Origin of the sequence: Mesorhizobium sp. M2A.F.Ca.ET.043.05.1.1 (genome assembly GCF_003952445.1) — a bacterium.
In the GTDB taxonomy this organism is placed as follows: Bacteria; Pseudomonadota; Alphaproteobacteria; order Rhizobiales; family Rhizobiaceae; genus Mesorhizobium.
The window spans coordinates 2122204-2142825 of the sequence record NZ_CP034446.1 but is presented as its reverse complement, the minus strand read 5'-3'; the positions used below and the strand labels follow the sequence as shown (position 1 = coordinate 2142825).

Sequence of the window (20622 nt, the reverse complement as noted above, 5' to 3'; positions counted from 1 at the left end):
GTCGCGGTAATCGCGACTTCGTCGCCTATGTTGAACCCCTTCGCCATAGAGGTGAGTCTGGTGCGGCGGCAGCCTTAGTCAAGCGCTTGCTAATATGCAGTCATTTATGTTCATACAGAAGTCCAAGGCCCCATAACGCGAGCGCCAGGGTGGGCCGGCGTCTCGACAAGGCTGATCTCCGCAATATCGCCAAATCGACAGGTCTTACCGCCCCAAGGATTTGGATAAGGCGAACCTTGAGCGTTGACCGGTGTGACGGATAGACCGGCAAACGGCGGGCCGGGAAGTTCGGCTGTCCCATCCAGTTCTCCAATGACGAACAGCCCAAAGCCATCTTCGAACATCCGGAGCCATTTGCCGACGACTGGGCCACCGTGACCATTTGTCAGCGGAATGGTTGACACATCCGTTTTAGACAGAAAGGCGGTGAAGCATCCTTGAAGCAAGATGTCGCAATGGGTATCCGGCGATCCATAGACCGCCCCGTAACCGTAAAACTTCCAGCCCATCACCCTCTCCGAAAACTGCTGCGCAAAGAAAAACCAATATTGAAGGCAATGCACAAGCCACGCGACGGAGACTTAAGCCGGTCAAAGGGACGGTGAAGATCGGAACGCTTCAGCAGGAATATCGGCACGCACGGGATCGGCGTCTTCGGGCACCACGTGGGGATCGAGCTGGGCGTATTCTGTCGGCACAACGAACCCGCCAAGGTCGAGTATCTCCATATGCACCTCGTTCTCCTTCACCGGACTGGGCGACAGTGAGTCAAGGTTCGGATGAATTTCTAGGACTGTGCCGCCAGTCCCCCACTTAACATCCTTGTAGATCAGTTTGGTTTCCCCGGGAGACGGAGCGAGCCGAACTCTCTGGCGGAGCCAGTCGTAAAGACCGGACGTGGCGTCGATTTCGACCAACTGGGCAATCCACTGGCCAGTGAGGGTGAATCTCACCGCAATTTCGGTCATGAACGCAGAACTAGACTTCTGCTGTATAAGAACAGCCGGTCTGAACCTGAAGCGAAGTCGGTGGGCTCCCTTCACCACGCGATTGTGGGTGATGAATAGTACCGTCCGGTGCTGCAGCCATGCGAATACCGAGGCGCCTTCGAACATTATCGCCTCCACGTCATCCCTAGGCGCGACACCACCTGGCACGACTTTGATGTCGATATCGGCCTTGAAGCTCAAATTGACCCGTCGGATGTAGATCTCGTCAAAGACCTTGTATCGAATGCGAGGGTCGGCTTCTTTCAGCACCCCAATCAGACCAATGCCAACCCGACGTGCCTTTCGCATTGCGTCCTTAGAAAACCCGGCGTTACTGCAGAGCAGCGTGACGTCAACCCCGAGGTCTCGACGCTTAGAATCAGTCGCATCGACCACACCGATCCCTATTCGTCGTTTCCGGGAGTCATAGTCCTTGCATTCGATCAGGACTTGCCTTGTCGCGCCGTTGACCGTGCCAGTGATCAAAACGTCGATCTCTCTAAGGCCGTCGGGTCCTTCCACCCACTCGCCGACTTTCACCTCGGCTGAGGGATCGAACTGTTTTGCTACATCGCCGACGACCTGTTCGTATGGTCGACCAAGCTTTGCCATGAGGTTACCCTTAGGAGCTTCGTGTAGACTTTCAGCTTTGACTCAGGGGAGTGCCGACGGACCGGGGGCAAACAGCAATATGAGGGCCGACAAAAACGCGCTAATTCCAAAGACGGCGATTGAGCCGAAGATAAGCGTATTCGCCAATTTGGTCGCAGGATCGGCGTATCGTTTCAGGTATCTCGGTATGGCGTAGAGTTTGTGGTGCTTGGTATTCCCGATAAGGATGGATCGCACCTGGCTAACCAGGTCACTCATTCGCAAAAAAAGCACCGAATGGCCTGCTCCCATCATCAGCAAGCTGGTAACCGACGTGAAGACGGTCAATTTCGAGACGAGTACAGCAGCAGGCCAGGGCTGAGCGATCTGCCCCGATAGCACGGTCAGGGCAGCGATAATAGCTGCACCATCAATCAATACCATCGATTTGAGCGCCTCAAGGCTCACGTCTGAGAAGTACGTGAAGCTTCGTTCGGTCCACTCAAACCACATCTTCTTGACGTCATCGACATGCTGCTTCCTGTTCTTCACCACATCGACGTTGAAGTCGTGAATCATCTTCGCCTCAATCCAGTCCGATTTCCAATCGAACGGGCGTGGATCCGGCTCGTTTCTGTCGAACAGCTTGGCCCTTTCGAACTCTATCAAGCTCTCTAGGTTCGACAGGCTTGACTCGTCAGCCCAGCCGTTCTTCCAAAATCGGATTATCTTCTCCCACTGCCTCTCGACATGATTTTGGAAGCTAATTTCCTTAGGTGGCAGCGGAAGCTGTTGGGCATGCAACGTTGTGACTTCCGGCTCATCGCTCATTCTTCATGTCCTGCTCGAAATATTCGAGAATGATGATGTAACCGGATTCGACCATGACTTTGAAGTCGTCGGCGAACTCGCGACTGGTGACGACTTCACGCTCGGGTTGCCAAATCACGTTCACGACGCGGCCACCGTTGTCCGCTGCCTCATTCAGCTTCATGTGCAGCACTGTCGCATCATCGGGGCAGGCTTCTATCGAATAGCGCGTTCCCATACCTTCGCCTCCTGTGGCGTAAGGCATGGATTCCACAGGTGCGGCTCGGCGGTCAAGACAATTTGTTCCGGTTTCGTTCTTGGCGAATGTAAGGGGGCGCCTTATATGCCGGACTCGGGTGGGGCGACCTCGTTTGGAGATCGCGATGGGCAAGGAATATCCCTTTTCGGAAGGCACGCTTGGCGGGAAGCTTGCGGCGGGCACAGGCCTATCCGTCTACTGCCTGACATGCAGTCGCAGGGCGGTACTCGACGTCGCCGAACTCGCGAAGCGCTTCGGACCGGATCAACCCTGCCTGCATTGGGACTTGATCAAGATCATCTATTGCCACGAATGCCGCGCCGCTGGCCGGGATGACCGCAATCTCCAATTCACCAACCATGCATTGACGCCAGAGCAGCGGAAGGGGTGGACGCCATGCCCGTGAGCGTTCCTGCCACAGGGGGCAAGGTCTAGTGGCTGAGCACTGGATTTTTTAGCAATTTCGTCTATTAGTGGTGGTCTCTGGAAAATGGGATTCTGGCGCAATCACCCACTCCGTTTCCCTCCTTTTTTGGTCTCAGGCATATGCAGGAAATTCCGAAAGAGCTGGTTTTTCGCCCGACCCGCGACGAAACCTATATCGCCTTTGCAGCCGCCATCGACGCCTGGTCAAAGGTCGAATGGCAGATGATGTTTCTTTTCAACTCCGTGAGCACGCCAACCGACCTTAACAAATCCGGGTCGATCCTCATCTCGATCATCGGCATCCAAGCCCAGTTGCGCGTTATCGAGGCGGCGGCTCGCGCCCATCTTCGTAAGCGCGACGATCTTCTGAAAGAAGTTGAGCGCACAACCGAGAAAATTGGGAAGAAGGCGACACTCAGAAATCGAATAATCCACGGTAGGTGGAGAGAAACGCATCACTTTGACGCTAATGGTTACCAATACACTGAATTGATACGCATTTTCTCGGTCGAAGAAGTGTTCGGTCCCACCTACAAGACGGAGAAAGAACGCAAAGAACTATTGGGAAAATTCATCTTTGACAAAGCGGAGCTTGAGAAGTGCACCGAGATGTTTGAGCATCTAGCGAAAACAATTTTCGAGCTTCAGTTTAAGATCGCGAGCGCGTTTGTGCCAGTGGTGGCCTAGCGCCGCCTCGTGCAACAGGGGCATGTTGCGGCGGCGCTTATTGCAAGTATAGTCGCTGCCGGGAAATGGGGCGGTCTTCTTGATGTCTAGGCGGTTCGCGGACGCTGCGCTTGGTTTGGTCATCGCCCTTGGTATCGCGCTGCTATTTCTAGTTTGGGCCGTTCCTGAATTCCGCGACCCGACAATCACAGGACAGCAACACCAAGCGGCGGTTGCAACTGCAACCCCCAACGCGCCCGCCTCAACCGCTGGCGATCCTCCCGGTTATAAAGATCCATGCGAAGTCGGCCAGGACGATCGCAACTCCGACCTTTGCGCTCAATGGAAAGCTGCGGACGCGGCCGAGCAGTCAGCATTCTGGACTATGATAGGGGTGATCGTTGGCGGCCTAACGTTGATTGCCGCTGGCCTTGCCGCTTGGTACGCTGGTCGGGCCGCTCAATATACCCGCGATGGCGCGGAACACGCCGGACGTAGTGTCAAGACCGCCGAAGTCGCCACAGAGGTGTCGCGCCAAATAGGCGAGGCCCAAGCCCGAGCCTACATTTCGGTCACCAAAGCGTGGCTCGAAAATAATGCGAACGCTCTACCCAAAATCATCTTGCAAGTAAGGAACTCGGGCCAAAGCCCAGCATACGATCTGACGGCTGTGTTCCGGGCTTCTTCTGAGCAATTCGACCTTGACCCTCCTCTAACACCTTTGCGGGTTAACTCATACGTCCTGGCCGATCTGTTTCCCGCCGGTGCCGACGACCGTCTGGCTTTCGGAATTCACCCAAACGACATAGTTGATATGACCGGCAAGCCCACGCCGGACGAGAAGCTCCAGATGGTCGAATTGATCCTCGAATACAAAACAGTTTTTGATCGACCACGCGGGCAAATAGACATGGACACCGCCGTCAGGCTCCTAATTCCGAACGTTCTCACTTTCACAAGCAACCGTCCAACTCGCCAAAGCCAGCCCGTCACGGTGATGACCAATTTCACTGCGAGCTGGATTCGTGAATACCGGCGAACGTTGGGAAAGGGCCGTGTTATCAAGAAGACAGGCCAAGTCCACAGCGACGACGTTTGATAGGCCCTCCTCTGGGAAAGGCCTCGGCCTGCGGATGATTGCAGCGGTACCGCCCAGTGGAGGTGCCACTGCAGATTGCTTCAGATACATGTATTGCACGCCGTAGTTGTCGCGGCGCAACCAATGGAGCAATACCATGTACGCTACGAAAAACGAAGCCAAGGCCGCCGCCAGGGAACAAGGCCTCAAGGCTGGCACGTTCGATATCATCGGTGAGCGCAAGGACGGCGCCGACACCTATGCGATCCGTGAAAAGGCAATCGCCGCCACCGTCGCCAAGGTGTTCGGAACGCCGAAGAAGGGGAAGGGCAAGGCCGCGCCCGTCGCCCCTGTGGCAAGCGACGAACTCGGGCCGTGCGGCATTATCCGCGCCTTTGCAAATGCCAACCCCACCATGTCGCGCGCCGACTGCATCGCCGCGCTGCTTGCGAAGAATCTGCATCCCGCAACAATCAAGATTCAGCTAAAGAAGGCCGATGACCGCGCTTCGCGAACGAGAACGTAAAGGGGCGACAATGACCTTCAACGCCAACACCATTCGCGCCGACGTTCGTGCCAAGGCGCAGACCGCTAGGGATATCTGTTGGGCGTTCAACGCGCATCCAATGGTCAAGGAACGAGCCATGACCGTCGGCGAGCGCGTCGAGATGCTGGTGAATCTGTTCAACATCAAGCGTTCTAACGCGTTGATCGAAACGCGCGGATACGCTGCTTCGCGTGGCAACCGCTTCGTGTCGGACAGCGCCTTCAAACACGATATCGCTGGCCGTCCGAACGGCGGACGCGTCGCGGCTGAATCCGACGTGATCGACTTCTGACAGTTGCCACGATATCGAGACGACAAGGGGCGCCGCGTGCGCCCTTTTTCATGCACACAATCCGCTGTGCACCGCCCTGCAACGCGCGGCAATGATGTCGGGTGATCATTGGCGCGGGCGACGGCGCCCGCGCGCTGACGGCGCTGGTACGTCATCACGGTTAGTGGGAGAAATACAGCGCCATCACAGCAACGAGGTAGGAGAACGCAATCAGAAGGTAAGCAATCTGGAGAAAAGTCATCTAAGGAGAATCCCTTTTGTTAAAGATGACCCTCTAAATACTCTAAGCTTCGCGACCTTTGACAGGGGGTTCCAAAAAAGTGAACGTTGATCTCGCCATTCCCAGGCAAAATGGGCGTGTCAACAGAGTCCGGCTTCACGATTTTGGGCGCTTAAAACATCGGCTCAGGCCGAGGCAACGGCAGACATTCCGCAGCGACCAAGGACCGTTCCTGTGCCGCTCGCTTCTGGCATCGCCGGCCGCAATAGAGTTTAGTTGCGTTATGCCGGGTTCGCTTCATCTGCTTCGAACAGACCCGGCAGAAAATTGGCGACAATTCACGGTGCTTACGTGCCACAGGCGATTCCTCGATTTGATTGCGGGGATCGGCACAAGGCAAGGACCGATCCCCGCTCACGCTGCGCGCCCTTCCCAAGGACGCAGCGACTATTAGCTGTTAGACGGCTTGACGGTGCCAACGTTAGGAGAAGGGCCGGGCTGCTGAATGCTCAGTCGGATGTTGGCTGCGGCAGCATTGATCCGAGCCGCAGCATTGTCGCCGAATGCGGCTCCTGCTGCTGCCATGATGCCCGCTGCGGTCGAGCCGAATCCTGTGCCAGCGCCGAGGATCGCGGCGGCTGCGCTCGCCCCTCCCGCGATCATGTCGGTCTGAATTGTCGCGCCACCTTGTGCGCTGCCCGTCCCAATGGCGGATTGAATGGTACTGGCCGCCGCGTCCATGCTGTTGATCATGGCCGCGAAGTCATTAGTCCGGGTGGCGCGTGTCGCCCGATCCTCCAAGGCCGGGTTCGCATTGAGCTTGCGAGCGGCGACTAGGTCGGCGGCGCTGCGGTCCTGCTGTTCGAGCTTCATGATGCGGCCCATCTCGGCCGTGGCAGCATCGACCTTGATTGTCTGCGCTTGCAGTTTCAGGTTAGCGATCTGGTCAGGGACTTGGCCCGGCTTCATGAGCGCCGACGCCCTGATCCGGGTATCATTCTCAAGCCGCCTGACCTGAGATTCAATGCGGGTTGTCCGCTGCTCGTCCCGCTGGGTCTGCACGGAGCGCGCTATCGAATCCCGGGTGGCGATATTATCACGAGCGCCTTTGAACACGTCGCGGATCGCGCCGAGCAGGGTATTCTTGTCGCCGTTCCTTTCGCGCTCGGCGTCGGCTTGCACAGCCTTATTGAGCAGTGCGATTGATCCGGCGGCAAGCACGCCGAGACCGGTTCGCTTAAGCAGGGTCGATAGGATGCCGCCACCGGCTGCTGCACCTGTGGCAAGACCCGTCGCTGCATTGACACCTGCCGCACCCGTCAAGGCAGCAGCGGAGGCTGTCAGCGCTGCCGCTGATCCGTCCAGCGCGAGGGCAGCGGTGCCTAGCGGTGCCGTGGCGGGATCAAGCGTGGCCGCAATCGCCGACGTGATCCCGAGTGCGGCAAGGCCGCCTGCGGCTGCAATAGCATCCTTACCAGACGGTAGTTCGCCCTTTGAAAGTGATGTCAGCACCTCGCCTGTTGTAGCTGCCGCACCTTTCATCAGATCAAGCGCCTGTGTGCTGGAAGCAACCTTGCCTACCGCATCCTGAAATGCCGTGTTGATCTCGGCGAGATTCGCGCGCAGCGTTGATTGGTCGCCAAGGATCTTATTGGGATCAACGGTGTTAGCGCGGGTGAGCTCCTGTTCCTTCTGCGCGATCTGCGGAATGATCGAAGCGAACAGTTGCGCGCCTTTGGTGGTGAAGCCAAGCTGGTCGTCGAGCGCCGCCATGACAGCGGTGGTCGAGTCCAGATTTGTGCCCATCGCCCTCAGCTTCGGAATGATAACGTCCGCTGCCATAGCGAGCGGATCACCAAGCTGCTCGTCAGTGAATACCGTCTTACCGTTCTTGTCCCGAAGACCAGCCGCGATCTGGCGCTGCTTGTCCTTCTTGTTCAGATCGCCGCGCGTGAGGTCGCGGAACGACGACCGGATATTGGCCGCAGCGCTTGCGCCCGCCTCGTCCATAGAATGGATGAGCACCTGCATACCGCGCGGCGTAAGGCTCTGCGCTGCCACCGGGCCTAGCTGCTGCAACTTGCGCTTGATGTCGGCTGCGTCAACGTCGCCGCCGACCGCAATCTGCGACTTCATGATAGCGTCGGTCATTGCCTGACGCTTTTGCAAATTCTTGACCGGATCATTGCTGCTGGTCGTCAGATCGAGCGCTTTCAGCACTTGCCGAGCCTGTTCTGCACCGCCTTTGAAATCGCCTTGCAGCGTGCCGTAAATCTGCGTGGACTTGGCGATCTGCGTGGTGGTCGCGTCAAGCTGTCGGTTGTACTCGGCCTGCGTGATCGTTCCTGCCTTAAGGCGTGCCTGCAATTGGCCCTGTTGCTCGACAGCCGCCGCCATGATGTCGGCAATGGAAACGCCCTTCGTCCCTGCCGCGGCCCTTGACGCCGATGCCTCAAGACCGCCCACGTCAACGCCAGACACGCGAGCCAGCGCCCGGGCATCGTCCAGCGACATGATACCCTGGCCCGCCGTCTTCGTGGCATTGCGGGTCAATTGGGCGAGGGTGAATCCCATGCTGGCGACGAATGAACGGGCGATGATGCGTCCGGCAGCGACCCAGTCGTTATCGGCGCGGCGCGAGGCGAAGAGATTATTGGCGCGCTGAACGCTGCCGTTACCGCCGCCTGCACCCTGCGGCACGTTCGGATTGCCGCTGGTATTGAGGCGGATCGTTCGCGACTTCGGCAGGCTGTTGACGGCGTTCTTTAGCGCGTTGATCTGCTGCTGCGCGGCTGTGGTGTTGACGTTCACTCGCGGGCGCCTTGCGGCCAGCTTGCTCAGATCGGCGTTGAGCTTCCGCGTTGCCGTCGTCGCCTGGTTAAGTCCCTTGGCGTTCACGTCGAGCTTGATCGTCTTCGACTGCAACTTGTTTACGGTCGTAAATAGCTTTTTCAGTTCAGCATTGACCTTGCGGATCGGTCCCGAAGACTGGTCGACCAGCCGAAGTGTGGCTTGTTCTACGAAGTTGGCCATTGCTCAACCTTTCTTGAACGTACCGCGCGTGAACTGCACGGGGATTTGTGCCACAGCGGGCAGAGCGCGCACCTTGTCGCCGCGTTTCGTCTGCGCCGCGCCGAGCTTGCGCATGGCCTTGAAATGGTTCTTGGCCTTGCTCATCAGCGCATCTCGCGAGGGACGACTGCGGTCTTGACGGTGATGCTGCGGTGCCGCCTCCCGTCCAGGTAAACGAAACCGCGCTCGTCTATGCTCAGGCGAACATGCTCACCTGTGGCACGATTCTCGAACTGATCATTGGCAACGTGTTGCAGACCAAGCAACGCTATAGCATCGCGGTATGGGACAGGCTTACCGTTCATGGCGACACCGGGGCGAGAATGCCGTCCGTACCGCGATCATAGGCAGGCTGGACGACTGGCGGGAGCGGTTGCGAGGGATTGCGGCAGGACTTGGGTTGACAGGTGACGGTCACAGCGTTGCTCCCTGCCACGGCTTCAACCCAAGCTGCTGCGCTGTCTCGACGTTCAGCGAGACCGGGTTGCCCTTGCCGTCATCAAAGATGCGGATCGAGGCAAACGCGCTGTCACCGCCCGGGACCACTACCTGCTCGTCGGCGGGGTGGTACCGCTCGGCGGGAGTTGAGGTTGTGTGAAGTTTCATTGTTCTGCCCTCAGAAGTTGCGGAACCACCGAGTGGTGCCGGTCGTGCCCTGTTCCTTCGGCTCGTCATGCGAGTGCCGGCGCCTGTTCCGGCCCGAACCTTGGTCGCCCCTTCCCACGGTGAAGGCTTTCAGTAGGTCGCGTTCTTCGGCCTTCTCGGCCTCGCGGCGCTCCTGGCGCTCGAACTCGTCCTGGCGCAGGATGTCGGCCATATGGTTCCTGGCGCGGCGGCTCATCTGAACGTCACCAAAAACGTGTAAATCGTAATCGCTGCCGGCCAAGAAATGGCGGCGACGGTAGCGACATCGAGCAGGTTGAACATGGTCAGGCTTTCGGTTGCTTGAGGCGCTTTTTGCGTGCCGGTCCGAGCCGCGCCTTGCCCTGTGACACGGGCGCCGGGTCGGGCAAATTGCGCTCGACGGACTCGAGGTGTTCCGAAGGCAGCAGGCGCTTGAAATGCTCCGCGAGATGCGGCGGTGTCGGGATCGCCCCACCGTTCTCGGCGAGCATTTCGGCCAGTTTCGCTTGAATGGGATTGCTCATCGGCGCGATCCTTTCGCACCTGCCGACATAGGGACGCATGGACAGCCGGGCGTGTAGGTATCCCGCACAAATCCCGGCTCGCACGGCGGTAGGTTCGGGCAGTTCTGCTGGCTCATTGCGGGCGTGCCCCTTCCGTCGGCATCGCATTGAGCACGATGGTTCGCAGGATAAACTGATAGTCTTCTGCGGTCGGAACGTAGTCAGGAACGCCGACAATCAATCGCGCGCGCTGCACGATCAACTCGGCGATCTCGGTGGCAGACGCCTTGAGCAAGCGGTCGCATTCTTCGACAGTTGAGGGTTGCCACGACATGACTACGTTCCTTGTCTGCTGCCACAGGGGGCGATTAGGCGCCTTCACCCTCGCGAACGACCTGTTTCTTGGCGATGACGTTCTCGGCGCGAATCTTGATTTCCGAGCCGGTCATGGCGCCGTTCAGATAATTGGCCTGAGCGGCCAGCGTCTTGTCCGCGTCGACCACCGAGATATTCGGCTCGAATTCCGGCGCGCGGCCCGGCATCACGGGCGGCATGATCGAGAGGTCGGGCATCTTCAGATCGTCGCCGCGCCACTTTGTGAAGATGATCTTGCCGGTCGCGGGCGTGATCCCGATATGATTTTCCGACCAAGCCTGAATGCGGCCGAAGTCGAGCGGCGAAATTTCCTTTGTGTCGGCGAGGTAATCCTTGACGACCGTTTCCGGCACGCGGGCACTCTTCGCGATGGCGTGCGCCGGCCACCCTGAATTGTTCAGAATCTTGCGCAGTTCGGAGTAGTTGGTGCTCATGTCAATTGCCGCCTTTCATCTCGCTTAGCAATGTTTTGATCTTGATCTGTCGCTGCTCGTGGCGTACCTGCCACTCAGCATCGTTGAACGGGTTGGTAGACTTCGTTATGGGCGTGTCGGGCAACTTGTGCCGATGGACGACCAGCGCGCCGGGGCAGCATGGCGTTTGAACTAGACTGACCTCGGTCAGGATGCCGCGCTTGACGATGGCGTGAGCCTCACGACCAACACCTTTGATCTCGTGCTCGCGAACGCTGAACCGGATCGAGAAGGCCGGGCTTTCCGCATACTGGTCTTCGGCGTCACATTCGATCCAAAGCCCTTGGTCGCGCCACTTGAGCGAGACGATCTTACCGGCGACCACCTTATCGTCGTGACGGTACAGCAGTTTCGGTGCGTTCCAGCTCAGGCTCTTGAGCGCGACGAGATGGTCTTCCGCATCCCGCACGGGCAGCGACGCGAAACCTTCGAGACGATACGGCATGGTGCGGCGCGCCTTAGTAGAACTTATACGGGCCGAGCTTCATCTCACGCATCAGCGCGTCTGATTCTTCGGCTGTCGGCTTTGGCTGCAAGCCGGGCACCTCCGGCGTTGCCTTTGCCGCCGCGAGTTCATTGACCATCTTGAGCGTCTTCGTGAAGTGCACCGGATCGCTCGCATCCGAGACGCGGTTTGCAGGGTTGCAGGAGGGGCAACCACACCCGGGCTTGCACTCGTAGGATTTCATCGGAATTTCGCGTCCTTCTTTATGCCTGCCAAGAGACAAAGGGCGCGAGCGGGAATCGCTGCAAGAGTTCATCCCGCCCGCGCCTCTCTAGCCCGGTCAGGAGATTCACCGAACCGTCCGCGCCGAAGCGCGATCAAAGTCCGATGCGAATACGATAACACATTGCGAAATCAGGGCACCCCATTTCAAAAATAAATTTTCGCGATGTATTGTATACCTAAAGTAAAGGCGTGTATTTGTGCATGAATACATTTGCCACAGGGTGCGCAATGGCCCAATACACCAAGTCACAGCTCGCTAAATTTGACAGGCTCGCTCGCGAGGCGGCGGGCCTTCCGCAGGTCAAAACACTCGGCGACCTTGCGCGCGAGCATGCCGAAACCGCGGTTCGTCAAATCAAAGACCTCGCCACCCAATGCACCGACGCAGCGGTACGGTTGAAGGCGTCACAGACGCTGGTTGAACTATGTCAAGTCGATTCCGACGACAGTTTCGGCGGCGATCCTGAGGCGTTGGAAGCGCTGCTTGACCAGCCAATCGAGAAGCGGCGAGGCGCGGCATTGCAGTTATTCGCTAACGGCTCGATCACCAAGCGAGACCTGGACGTCGTGCTGTCGGTGATCACCGGCGATCAGACTGCGCAGATCAACCTGCTACTCGCGCAGAATGCCCGCCTGGAAAAGGCCTTGCTCGATATCACCCCTAACAGCGCGGATGGCACAGCGCCACGTGGTCCCGGTCGCCCTCGCAAGGACGTTTCGGCCCTCCAGGTAATAACGGCCGCCTGACATGCAAACGCCCGCCCTCATGGCTAAGCTGGATGCGCAAGACCGGCGCCTCGCTCGGATCGTCTCAGTCGACGGCAAGCTGGTATCGAGCGGCGATTACACCATTGAGCGGCACGACGGCACGATTCTGGTCCAGCCCGACTTTCCCGATGCTTTGCGGATCATAGCGATTCCGACCGGCAAGTATGTGGCCATGAATGCGAGCGACGACGGCGAGGACACGGTGGCGCTTGTGGACGAGGTGCGTGCCACAGGGGTCTACCCGGTCGAGACGAATTGGACGGACAGCGAGGATCGCCTTTGGTGCGAGACGCTGCTCGTGCCGCGCATTGAGTTCGACCGGATCAATGTTCCATTCTTGGTCGATGCGCTGCCAGAACCAGAGATCGCCACCGCCGAACCCGAGCCTGAGACGACCCCTGTGGCATCGGACCTCGACGCTGCGCCGCCAATGAGCGAGCGCGAGACACGAGACGCAATCGCCGAGGTCGAGGCGTACCAAGCGAAGCTTCCCGACAAGGAAGCGCCCGCAAAGAGCAACGTCGTGCCGTTCCGTGGCATGCGCGGACTAGTTGATGATGTTTTGAAGGAATGGGGCCTGAAAGAATGAGCGAGTACCGAGAGGGTGAGATCGGCATGGTGCAGACCGGAGGCGTCCCGCATGGCGTCTCAGCGTTCGAGCACCACCAGCGCGAGGTAGTGAAGCGCGCGATCCGATTGCAGATGGAGCGCGAGGCTCGAAAGGCGAACCGCGAGGTTGATCAAGACGAATTGCGGCGTCGCTTACGAGTGCTGCCATACGATTCCCCGCTGTCGCCGTTGCTCGCAGCCATGCAGACACGCAAGCCCGGCCTGCTTGCCCGTATCGCGTCGGCGTTCGGGTGGGACGTCGCGTAACGAAACCGCAGCGCCTGAGCGTTGCGCCATTCAAAGGAACGACTTGTCCTCGATCTCGATTTGCGGAACGGCCCGCCGACCACTCGGCCAACTGCTCGCGGCGTATCTATGCGCCAATCCTCAGGCCAGCAGGGACGACGCCTTGGCGTATTTGTGCGAGCTTGATTTCAGCCGCGAATCCGCATCGGCGACATGGTCGGCCAAAGAGCGCCACTTGATCGCCTGGCGTTCCGGGCATGCAGAGGGGCAGCGCGGAACCGCCCCTCTGTGATGATCACTGACACCAGAGGTCAAGCGCCGATCAGGCCGTGTCTCAGATCGAATTTTTGGGATCGCTTTGAACGATTTCGGGCCGCCATTGTATTATCCCGGGTAAATTCACCTTTGCGGGAGAAATCGAAATGACCCGAATCCAGAAGTTCGAACGCACACATGGCAAGTTCGCTCCGGTGGTTCTTTGGAGCATTGCCAAGGTAGCGAATGCCGGGCGGAGCGGCGACCCTGTCAAAGTGCAACGAGAACGTGCTCGCCATTACGCCTTAATGCGAAGCTTGCGCCAATGAGACTCACGAAAGGAAGGCGGCTCTATGCCGCCTTCCTCAGTTCCACCAAAACTGCCTGTATGGGCCGAGTGGTTCCCACAGCTTAATGAAGTCCAGGGGTTCGTTTGGGTCATACCCAAACAGCACGTCATCTTCGGTTCTCAGCGCGTCGACCAAGGCTGGCAACTCCGCCTTTGAGTGCCACCGAAATCGCTCACGATTGTATCGCGCATATCCATCTGCAGATACCCTGGCGATCTTGAAAAACCAGTACTCGGTCTTTTCGGTCATCTCACCGGGCAGATAGCGGCGGATAGCGTACAGGTCGGACCTGAGATAGCTACCGCTACGAGTAGGGGTGCTCCTTGGCACGGCTTTCTCCCATGCTATTACGGTAAGCATATCGGAGTTCGGCGCGTGAGACCCTACCAACCGCCTTCCGGTTCGCCTGTCGCCAGCATCGTCGCCGACGGCGTTGTGTAGATGATCGGCGGATTTACCAGCGCCTCGACCTGCGCCCTGTCATAGTAGTTTCGGCCTCGATCCACGATAGGCGTTAGCTGCCCGCTTTCGATCCGGGAGCGCAGGCTGTTGCGGTGCGTCAGCCCGAGCTTTTCGAGCGTCTGTTTGGTCGATAGGCGGTCCATTTCCATGCCCTGTTTTGCGAATGTGCTCGGGCGCCCGCGAGCGCCTGTCTTGCGAATGTGCGCAAATGTGAGTTGTCGCGCCCGTATTCGGCAAGCGGATTTTTGGGAAATCGCCCCGCCTCAGGTTATGAAACCTCTTATGAATTGAGGGCAGGGGGTATGCACATTGCCGCACAGACTAGGGATTGGCGCTTTTCTCCATGAAAAGTGCGACCGCCAGGATGAGCGGGATGATGCGGTTCAAGGGGAAACGCCCTGATTTGTCTTCGCGAATTCTAGGCCCGGCTTGGGGGCGAACCGGCTACGACGGGCGGGTATCACGCCTTCGCCCGGATGTCGCATTAAATTGCTGTCACTTTTGCGCGAACGCACAACTGGTGGCGCAAGTCACTGCCAATATGCTTGATGAACAGGGCGACTATCGCTATTGTAGTGAAAATAACTACAAATAGGTGCAATCGTGGATGAAGCCGTATCGGCTGCCGATGCCAACCGCAGATTTTCTCATATCCTTCGTGCGGTACGTGAGGGGCAGAGCTACGTCGTGACCAGCCATGGACGTCCAGTGGCTCGGATCGTGCCTGCGGATAAGCGCGAAGGCGTGCCTGCGCGCGCACGGGGGGCACTGTTATCACGACTTGAACGGCAGCCGGCCGTGCAAGCGGGACCTTGGACCCGTGACGAGCTTTATGAGAACGACCGGTGAAGGTCGCACTCGACACCAACATCCTCGCCTATGCGGAAGGGATCAACAGCGTTGAAAAACGCGATACCGTTCTCGAACTGTTGCGCAACGTTCCACAAGAGACTGCCATCGTCCCCGTCCAGGTGCTTGGTGAACTGTACAATCTGCTTGTCCGCAAGGCCGGGCGATCGCCGCAAACAGCTCGTGACGCTCTCTTGAGTTGGCGAGACGCATTTCCAGTTACCGCAACGACGCCCGAAGTGATGACGATGGCAGCCGATCTGGCCGCCGACCATCGTTTTGGCATCTGGGACGCGGTCATTCTTTCCGCCGCCTCGCAGGCGGGTTGCCGGCTTCTTCTGTCAGAGGACATTCAAGACGGCTTTACCTGGGGCGGGGTGACCGTCGTCAATCCTTTTGCGTCGCCGCGCCATGCATTGCTCGATACGCTTCTTGGCACCGGATAGGAACTCGACGCCTCGCGCAACGACCGTCTTTCCTTCCGTCCCAGGACGTGTTACCAGCCAGCGCCAATCCTGAAAGGGAAGATGAGAGTCGGCGCTGGCCAATCGGCCCAGCGCCTTTTCCGCATTCAAAAGGACTGGCCATGGGAAAAATCATCGAAACGTCCACCGGCGCCCTGGCGCTGACCTTCGACGACGTGCTCTTGCAGCCCGGCCATTCCGAGGTCATGCCGGGCGAAACCGACATCCGCACCCGCATCGCCGGCGATATCGACCTCAACGTGCCGATCCTGTCGGCCGCCATGGACACCGTCACCGAGGCGCGGCTGGCGATCGCCATGGCGCAGGCCGGCGGCATCGGCGTCATCCACCGCAACCTGACCCCGGCCGAGCAGGCCGAGCAGGTCCGGCAGGTGAAGAAATTCGAATCCGGCATGGTGGTGAACCCGGTCACCATCGGTCCAGACGCCACGCTTGCCGACGCGCTGGCGCTGATGCGCTCCAACAGCATTTCCGGCATTCCAGTGGTGGAGAATGGCGGCACCGGCGGCCACACGGTCGGCCGCCTGGTCGGTATCCTCACCAACCGCGACGTGCGTTTCGCCTCCGATCCGGCGCAGAAGGTCTATGAGCTGATGACCCGTGAGAACCTGATCACGGTCAAGGAGAATGTCGACCAGGACGAGGCCAAGCGCCTGCTGCACAAGCACCGCATCGAGAAGCTGGTGGTGGTCGACAGGAACGGCAATTGCGTCGGCCTGATCACCGTCAAGGACATCGAGAAGTCGCAGCTCAATCCGCATGCCACAAAGGACGCACAAGGGAGGCTGCGCGCCGCCGCCGCCACCAGCGTCGGCGATGACGGCTTCGAGCGCGCCGAGCGCCTGATCGACGCCGGCGTCGACCTGCTTGTCATCGACACAGCGCACGGTCATTCGCAGCGCGTGCTGGACGCGGTGGCGCGGGCCAAGAAGCTCTCCAACTCCGTGCGCATCCTGGCCGGCAATGTCGCCACCGCCGACGGCACGAAAGCGCTGATCGATGCCGGCGCCGACGCCGTCAAGGTCGGCATCGGCCCGGGCTCGATCTGCACCACGCGAATCGTCGCCGGTGTCGGCGTGCCGCAGCTTTCGGCGATCATGTCGGCGGTCGAGACGGCCGGCAAGGCCGGCGTCAGCGTCATTGCCGACGGCGGCATCAAATATTCGGGCGATCTGGCCAAGGCGCTCGCCGCGGGCGCAAGTGCGGCCATGATCGGCTCGCTGCTCGCCGGCACGGATGAGAGCCCGGGCGAGGTCTATCTGCACCAGGGCCGCTCCTTCAAGGCTTACCGCGGCATGGGCTCGGTCGGCGCCATGGCGCGCGGGTCGGCCGATCGCTACTTCCAGGCGGAGGTCCGCGATACGCTGAAACTGGTTCCGGAAGGCATCGAAGGGCAGGTTCCCTACAAAGGACCTGTGGCTGGCGTGCTGCACCAGCTTGCGGGCGGCCTGAAAGCCGCTATGGGTTATGTGGGTGGACGTGACCTTGCAGACTTCCGCGAGCGCGCCACCTTTGTGCGCATATCCAATGCCGGACTTCGTGAAAGCCACGCCCATGACGTCACGATCACCCGCGAAAGCCCCAATTACCCGGGCGGAATTTGATCGGGAGGCCGATCAGTCCGATCGTCAGGGCGGACTGTGGCGTGATTTGAGCGTGGCGGTGCTGCGGCTGTCGCGGCACGCGGCGGCGCTTTCCATCGCTTCGATGGCGCTTTTCCTGACCATGACGGCGCTGGAGTTCCTCTATTTCCAGCGCTTGAGCGGCGGCCTGGCCTCGCTTGACATCCGCGTTGCCGGCTTCACTCCCGACGAAGGCATGGCCTGGCTCACGGCGCTCGGCCGGCGCGGCGGCGAGATCATCATCGTCTGGCACTATTTGACCTTCGACCTCCTGTTCCCGGCGCTGCTGTCGCTGACGCTGGTGAGTCTCATCCTTGTTTACGGGCGGCGGCTCAGCACGTTCCGCGCCATGTCGGCGCAGTTGCAGGCACTGTTCTCGCTGGTGCTGGTGCTTCCCTACGCGGTCGCCGACTACGCCCAGAATTTTGCCGTGGCGCGATTGCTGTCCGATTTCCAATCGGCCAATCCCGATTCGCTCGCCTTCGCTTCCTTGCTGACCGTCACCAAATTCGCGCTGCTGGCGATCCCGGTCTTCGTTATCGCCGTCTTCGCGCTGGCCGGGCACCGGCGGTGAGCGGACTTTCCCTTCTCCCCTTGTGGGAGAAGGTGGATCGGCGCGCAGCGCCGAGACGGACGAGGGGTGTTCCAGCTTGGCAATACGCTCGAAATTGCCGCCTATCCGACCTCGCTTCGCGAGGCCACCTTTTCCCACAAGGGGATAGGGAAAGGAGGGCGTTACAGATCGAACACCGCGATTCTGCGCTTGTCGAACTTGATGCCGATTTCGCCGCGCACCAGCCTCAGCGCCTGCTCGCCGAAAACGGCGCGCCGCCAGCCCTGCAGCGCCGGCACGTCGGCTTCGTCGCCCTCGGCCGCGATGCGGTCGATATCGTCGCTGGAGGCCAGCACCTTGGTGGCGACGCCTTCCTTTTCGGCGACGATCCTGAGCAGCACCTTGAGCAGCTCCGCCGCAGCGTTCGAACCCTCTGGCGGCTGCACGCTTTTCGGCAGTTTCGGCATCGCCTCCTTGGGCAAGGCCAGCGCTGTGTTGACCGCGCCGAGCAGCGCCGTTGCCGTGGCGGAGCGTTCCCAGCCCTTTGGCGTGGTGCGCAGCTTGCCGAGCGCCGCCGCGTCGCGCGGCGCCTGTTGCGCGATCTCGTAGATCGCGTCGTCCTTGAGCACGCGGCCGCGCGGCACATCGCGCTCGCGCGCCTCGCGCTCGCGCCAGGCGGCCACCGCCTGCACGATCGCCAGCTCCTGCGGCTTGCGCAGCCGCATCTTCAGCCGTTTCCAGGCATCCTCGGGATGCGGATCGTAGGTCTCGCGCGAGGTGAGGATATCCATCTCCTCGTTCAGCCAGTGCGCGCGATCCTCGCGCTTCAACTCGGCGCTGAGGTGCTGATAGACCTTGATCAGATGGGTGACGTCGGCAAGCGCGTATTCGAGCTGCTTGTCGGAGAGCGGCCGGTGCCGCCAGTCGGTGAAGCGCGACGACTTGTCCAAGCGCGCCCCCGTGACCTTCTGCACGAGCTGGTCATAGGAAACGCTGTCGCCGAAGCCGCAGACCATCGCCGCCACCTGGGTGTCGAACACCGGATGCGGCACGAGATTGCCGAGATGGACGATGATTTCGATGTCCTGGCGCGCCGCGTGAAAAACCTTCAGCACCGCTTCATTGGCCATCAGCCGGAAAAACGGCTTCAGGTCGATGCCGGGGGCCAACGGATCGATAAGCGCCTCGATCCCAGGCGCGGCGATCTGGATCAGGCAAAGGATCGGCCAGAAGGTCGTCTCGCGGATGAATTCGGTATCGACGGTAACGAATTCCGACTTTTCGAACGCCGCGACAACGTTCTCGAGTTCTTCCTGTGTGGTGATGACGCGCATCAAATCGCTTCTGGCACAATATTAGGCCCCTTTCAATTTCAGCCGCGCGCGCTTTCGTCAAGCCGCCGCAACGTAAGCGGTGGCTGGATCGCCGGGTTCTCCCATGCGAAATCGCACGGCGCGCCTGCGCGCCAAGCCGCCATACCCTCAGGCCGTCACGCTCCGCTCCGCCAAGAGCCGTTCATGCCTCATAGGCCCGCGCCGGCACCCGCTCTCTTGTTGGACTGGACATCGCGCCGTCCGGAACCGCGCTCGGCGATGGCCGCCGGCCGAGCGCGCCCGCTGCCGCCAGGCTGAGCAGGATGAAAGGTATGCCGATGCCATAGGCCGAGCGGATGCCCCAATGGTCCGACACGAAGCCGAGCAGCGGCGGCCCAAGCAGGAACGCGACGAAGGAGATCTGCGACAGCGCCGCCACGTTGATCGCCGCGGGGCGGTCGGTGCGCTGAGCCGCCGCCGAGATTGCCAGCGGGAAGATGGCGCTGCTGCCGATCCCCAGAAGCGCAAAGCCCAGCATCGAAATGAAGGGCAGGGGCGAGAAAAAGACGGTGAAGACGCCGGCCATCATCGTCGCCAACAGCACGCGCGCCACGCCGCTCGGCGAGTGGCGGTCGACAAAGCTGTCGGCGAAGAAGCGCGTCGTCGCTTGCGAGAAGGCGAACAGCGCCACGGTGAAGCCGGCGGTCAGCGGGCCGGATTCGAACACCGTGCGCATATAGATCGCCGACCAGTCCATGCTGGCGCCTTCCATCAGCATCGCCGACAGCGTCACCGCGACGAGGACGAGGATCGGCAGCGTGGGGCGCGCGAATATCGGCGCTTCGTCGCTGGTCGTGGCGAACCGCGCCGGCGCCGGCTCGAAGCCGCCGAGGAACAGCGCCATCGCGGCCGCCACCATCGGCACCACCAGCGCCAGATGCAGTTGCGGCGGCAGGCCGAGATGCGCCAGCGCGCCGCCGAACAGGCCGGCACCGAAGAAGCCGATGCTCCAGAAGGAATGCGCCCGGTTCATGATGCGGCGCTTGAGCAGGAACTCGGTCCTGTCGGCCTCGACATTCAAGATGATCTCGATGCTGCCGATCATCAGCCCGACCGGAAGCAGCATCAGGAACAGAGACGCCGGGCCAGGCGCGTGCACCGCTATCGCATAGGCCAGGCCAAGCAACGGCACCAGCCAAAGCAGCGCGCGGCGAAAGCCTACACGCTCCAGGACCGGCGTCGCCAGCGTCAGCGCGATCAGCGTGCCGATCGGCGTGCCGATCAGGGCAAGCCCGAGCGTGCCATCCTCGATCCGCATGGCTCGCTTGATGTCGGGCAGGCGCGGGAAGATGTTGCCCATGGCAAAGGAATAGACCGCAAAGCCCGCATAGACGCGGTGCTGCGGAGCGAGTTTCAGGCCAAGGTTCATCGCGGGCATCCAACAACAGGGAGATA

28 protein-coding genes are annotated in these 20622 nt (G+C 60.2%); 12 read left to right on the top strand and 16 right to left on the bottom strand.

The genetic code is table 11. The features are described from left to right. Positions 1 to 110 precede the first annotated feature (110 nt). The 4 genes from EJ069_RS10370 to EJ069_RS10355 all read right to left on the bottom strand — a co-directional run bounded on the left by EJ069_RS10370 (position 111) and on the right by EJ069_RS10355 (position 2628). Positions 111 to 509: a hypothetical protein gene (locus tag EJ069_RS10370; protein WP_126061193.1), complete on the bottom strand. Its 399-nt coding sequence runs from the start codon at positions 507 to 509 to the stop codon at positions 111 to 113. 81 nt (positions 510 to 590) lie between these two features. Further along, the gene (locus EJ069_RS10365) at positions 591 to 1601 is read right to left on the bottom strand and encodes a restriction endonuclease (RefSeq protein WP_126061192.1); all 1011 of its coding nucleotides are present in this window, start codon (positions 1599 to 1601) and stop codon (positions 591 to 593) included. Positions 1602 to 1643: 42 nt separating this feature from the next. Further along, positions 1644 to 2411 (bottom strand): hypothetical protein, encoded by a 768-nt coding sequence (locus EJ069_RS10360; RefSeq protein WP_126061191.1) that lies wholly within the window; start codon positions 2409 to 2411, stop codon positions 1644 to 1646. Further along, on the bottom strand, positions 2401 to 2628 hold the full coding sequence (locus EJ069_RS10355; protein ID WP_126061190.1) for a hypothetical protein: 228 nt from the start codon (positions 2626 to 2628) through the stop codon (positions 2401 to 2403). Before EJ069_RS10355 ends, EJ069_RS10360 begins: the two co-directional genes overlap by 11 nt. Before the next feature lie 145 nt (positions 2629 to 2773). Here EJ069_RS10355 and EJ069_RS10350 point away from each other — a divergent pair, with 145 nt between their 5' ends. The 5 genes from EJ069_RS10350 to EJ069_RS10330 all read left to right on the top strand — a co-directional run bounded on the left by EJ069_RS10350 (position 2774) and on the right by EJ069_RS10330 (position 5658). Further along, the gene (locus EJ069_RS10350) at positions 2774 to 3055 is read left to right on the top strand and encodes a hypothetical protein (RefSeq protein ID WP_126061189.1); all 282 of its coding nucleotides are present in this window, start codon (positions 2774 to 2776) and stop codon (positions 3053 to 3055) included. Between the two features lie 140 nt (positions 3056 to 3195). Then, positions 3196 to 3762: a hypothetical protein gene (locus EJ069_RS10345; RefSeq protein WP_126061188.1), complete on the top strand. Its 567-nt coding sequence runs from the start codon at positions 3196 to 3198 to the stop codon at positions 3760 to 3762. A gap of 115 nt (positions 3763 to 3877) precedes the next feature. Beyond that, positions 3878 to 4840 (top strand): hypothetical protein, encoded by a 963-nt coding sequence (locus EJ069_RS10340; RefSeq protein WP_126061187.1) that lies wholly within the window; start codon positions 3878 to 3880, stop codon positions 4838 to 4840. Positions 4841 to 4946: 106 nt separating this feature from the next. After that, positions 4947 to 5345, top strand: coding sequence for a hypothetical protein (locus EJ069_RS10335; RefSeq protein ID WP_126061186.1), 399 nt, complete (start codon positions 4947 to 4949; stop codon positions 5343 to 5345). 10 nt (positions 5346 to 5355) lie between these two features. Then, complete coding sequence (locus tag EJ069_RS10330) at positions 5356 to 5658, top strand: hypothetical protein (RefSeq protein WP_126061185.1); 303 nt, start codon at positions 5356 to 5358, stop codon at positions 5656 to 5658. A 670-nt stretch (positions 5659 to 6328) separates the two neighbouring features. Here EJ069_RS10330 and EJ069_RS10325 read toward each other — a convergent pair. The 9 genes from EJ069_RS10325 to EJ069_RS10290 form a co-directional block, all read right to left on the bottom strand. Beyond that, a complete protein-coding gene (locus EJ069_RS10325) occupies positions 6329 to 8911 on the bottom strand; it encodes a hypothetical protein (RefSeq protein ID WP_126061184.1) in 2583 nt (860 codons plus the stop codon). 3 nt (positions 8912 to 8914) lie between these two features. After that, on the bottom strand, positions 8915 to 9055 hold the full coding sequence (locus EJ069_RS32700; RefSeq protein ID WP_189476266.1) for a hypothetical protein: 141 nt from the start codon (positions 9053 to 9055) through the stop codon (positions 8915 to 8917). Between the two features lie 309 nt (positions 9056 to 9364). Beyond that, positions 9365 to 9556: a hypothetical protein gene (locus EJ069_RS10320; protein WP_126061183.1), complete on the bottom strand. Its 192-nt coding sequence runs from the start codon at positions 9554 to 9556 to the stop codon at positions 9365 to 9367. Positions 9557 to 9566: 10 nt separating this feature from the next. Beyond that, positions 9567 to 9791 (bottom strand): hypothetical protein, encoded by a 225-nt coding sequence (locus EJ069_RS10315; RefSeq protein WP_126061182.1) that lies wholly within the window; start codon positions 9789 to 9791, stop codon positions 9567 to 9569. 88 nt (positions 9792 to 9879) lie between these two features. Further along, on the bottom strand, positions 9880 to 10137 hold the full coding sequence (locus tag EJ069_RS10310; RefSeq protein WP_145965054.1) for a hypothetical protein: 258 nt from the start codon (positions 10135 to 10137) through the stop codon (positions 9880 to 9882). Between the two features lie 73 nt (positions 10138 to 10210). Then, positions 10211 to 10411, bottom strand: a complete 201-nt coding sequence (locus EJ069_RS10305) for a hypothetical protein (RefSeq protein ID WP_126061180.1) — start codon at positions 10409 to 10411, stop codon at positions 10211 to 10213. Positions 10412 to 10445: 34 nt separating this feature from the next. Continuing rightward, a complete protein-coding gene (locus EJ069_RS10300) occupies positions 10446 to 10886 on the bottom strand; it encodes a hypothetical protein (protein WP_126061179.1) in 441 nt (146 codons plus the stop codon). Between the two features lies 1 nt (position 10887). After that, positions 10888 to 11370: a hypothetical protein gene (locus tag EJ069_RS10295; RefSeq protein WP_126061178.1), complete on the bottom strand. Its 483-nt coding sequence runs from the start codon at positions 11368 to 11370 to the stop codon at positions 10888 to 10890. A gap of 13 nt (positions 11371 to 11383) precedes the next feature. Further along, the gene (locus EJ069_RS10290; protein WP_126061177.1) at positions 11384 to 11614 is read right to left on the bottom strand and encodes a hypothetical protein; all 231 of its coding nucleotides are present in this window, start codon (positions 11612 to 11614) and stop codon (positions 11384 to 11386) included. A 269-nt stretch (positions 11615 to 11883) separates the two neighbouring features. On the opposite strand from EJ069_RS10290, the gene EJ069_RS10285 reads away from it, so the two are divergent. From EJ069_RS10285 to EJ069_RS10275, 3 genes are read left to right on the top strand one after another with little or no spacing between them, the layout of a single operon-like run. Continuing rightward, positions 11884 to 12402 carry a hypothetical protein gene (locus EJ069_RS10285; RefSeq protein ID WP_126061176.1) on the top strand — a complete coding sequence of 173 codons (519 nt, stop codon included), beginning with the start codon at positions 11884 to 11886 and terminating at the stop codon, positions 12400 to 12402. A 1-nt stretch (position 12403) separates the two neighbouring features. Continuing rightward, positions 12404 to 13012, top strand: a complete 609-nt coding sequence (locus EJ069_RS10280; RefSeq protein ID WP_126061175.1) for a hypothetical protein — start codon at positions 12404 to 12406, stop codon at positions 13010 to 13012. Further along, positions 13009 to 13299, top strand: a complete 291-nt coding sequence (locus EJ069_RS10275) for a hypothetical protein (protein WP_126061174.1) — start codon at positions 13009 to 13011, stop codon at positions 13297 to 13299. Before EJ069_RS10280 ends, EJ069_RS10275 begins: the two co-directional genes overlap by 4 nt. A 967-nt stretch (positions 13300 to 14266) precedes the next feature. Here EJ069_RS10275 and EJ069_RS10270 read toward each other — a convergent pair. After that, entirely contained in the window at positions 14267 to 14488 is a 222-nt protein-coding gene (locus EJ069_RS10270; RefSeq protein WP_126061173.1) for a hypothetical protein, read from the bottom strand. Positions 14489 to 14948: 460 nt separating this feature from the next. Here EJ069_RS10270 and EJ069_RS10265 point away from each other — a divergent pair, with 460 nt between their 5' ends. The 4 genes from EJ069_RS10265 to EJ069_RS10250 all read left to right on the top strand — a co-directional run bounded on the left by EJ069_RS10265 (position 14949) and on the right by EJ069_RS10250 (position 17875). Continuing rightward, a complete protein-coding gene (locus tag EJ069_RS10265; RefSeq protein WP_126061172.1) occupies positions 14949 to 15194 on the top strand; it encodes a type II toxin-antitoxin system prevent-host-death family antitoxin in 246 nt (81 codons plus the stop codon). Next, positions 15191 to 15640 (top strand): PIN domain-containing protein, encoded by a 450-nt coding sequence (locus EJ069_RS10260; RefSeq protein ID WP_126061171.1) that lies wholly within the window; start codon positions 15191 to 15193, stop codon positions 15638 to 15640. Before EJ069_RS10265 ends, EJ069_RS10260 begins: the two co-directional genes overlap by 4 nt. 140 nt (positions 15641 to 15780) lie before the next feature. Next, positions 15781 to 17283 (top strand): IMP dehydrogenase, encoded by a 1503-nt coding sequence (guaB, locus tag EJ069_RS10255; RefSeq protein ID WP_126061170.1) that lies wholly within the window; start codon positions 15781 to 15783, stop codon positions 17281 to 17283. A gap of 46 nt (positions 17284 to 17329) precedes the next feature. Then, positions 17330 to 17875, top strand: a complete 546-nt coding sequence (locus EJ069_RS10250) for a hypothetical protein (RefSeq protein WP_245456495.1) — start codon at positions 17330 to 17332, stop codon at positions 17873 to 17875. 161 nt (positions 17876 to 18036) lie between these two features. Here the strand turns inward: EJ069_RS10250 and rnd are convergent, their stop codons facing one another. Both rnd and EJ069_RS10240 read right to left on the bottom strand, forming a co-directional pair. Further along, entirely contained in the window at positions 18037 to 19188 is a 1152-nt protein-coding gene (gene rnd, locus EJ069_RS10245) for a ribonuclease D (protein ID WP_126061168.1), read from the bottom strand. 181 nt (positions 19189 to 19369) lie between these two features. Next, positions 19370 to 20596 carry an MFS transporter gene (locus tag EJ069_RS10240; protein ID WP_126061167.1) on the bottom strand — a complete coding sequence of 409 codons (1227 nt, stop codon included), beginning with the start codon at positions 20594 to 20596 and terminating at the stop codon, positions 19370 to 19372. Positions 20597 to 20622 lie beyond the last annotated feature (26 nt).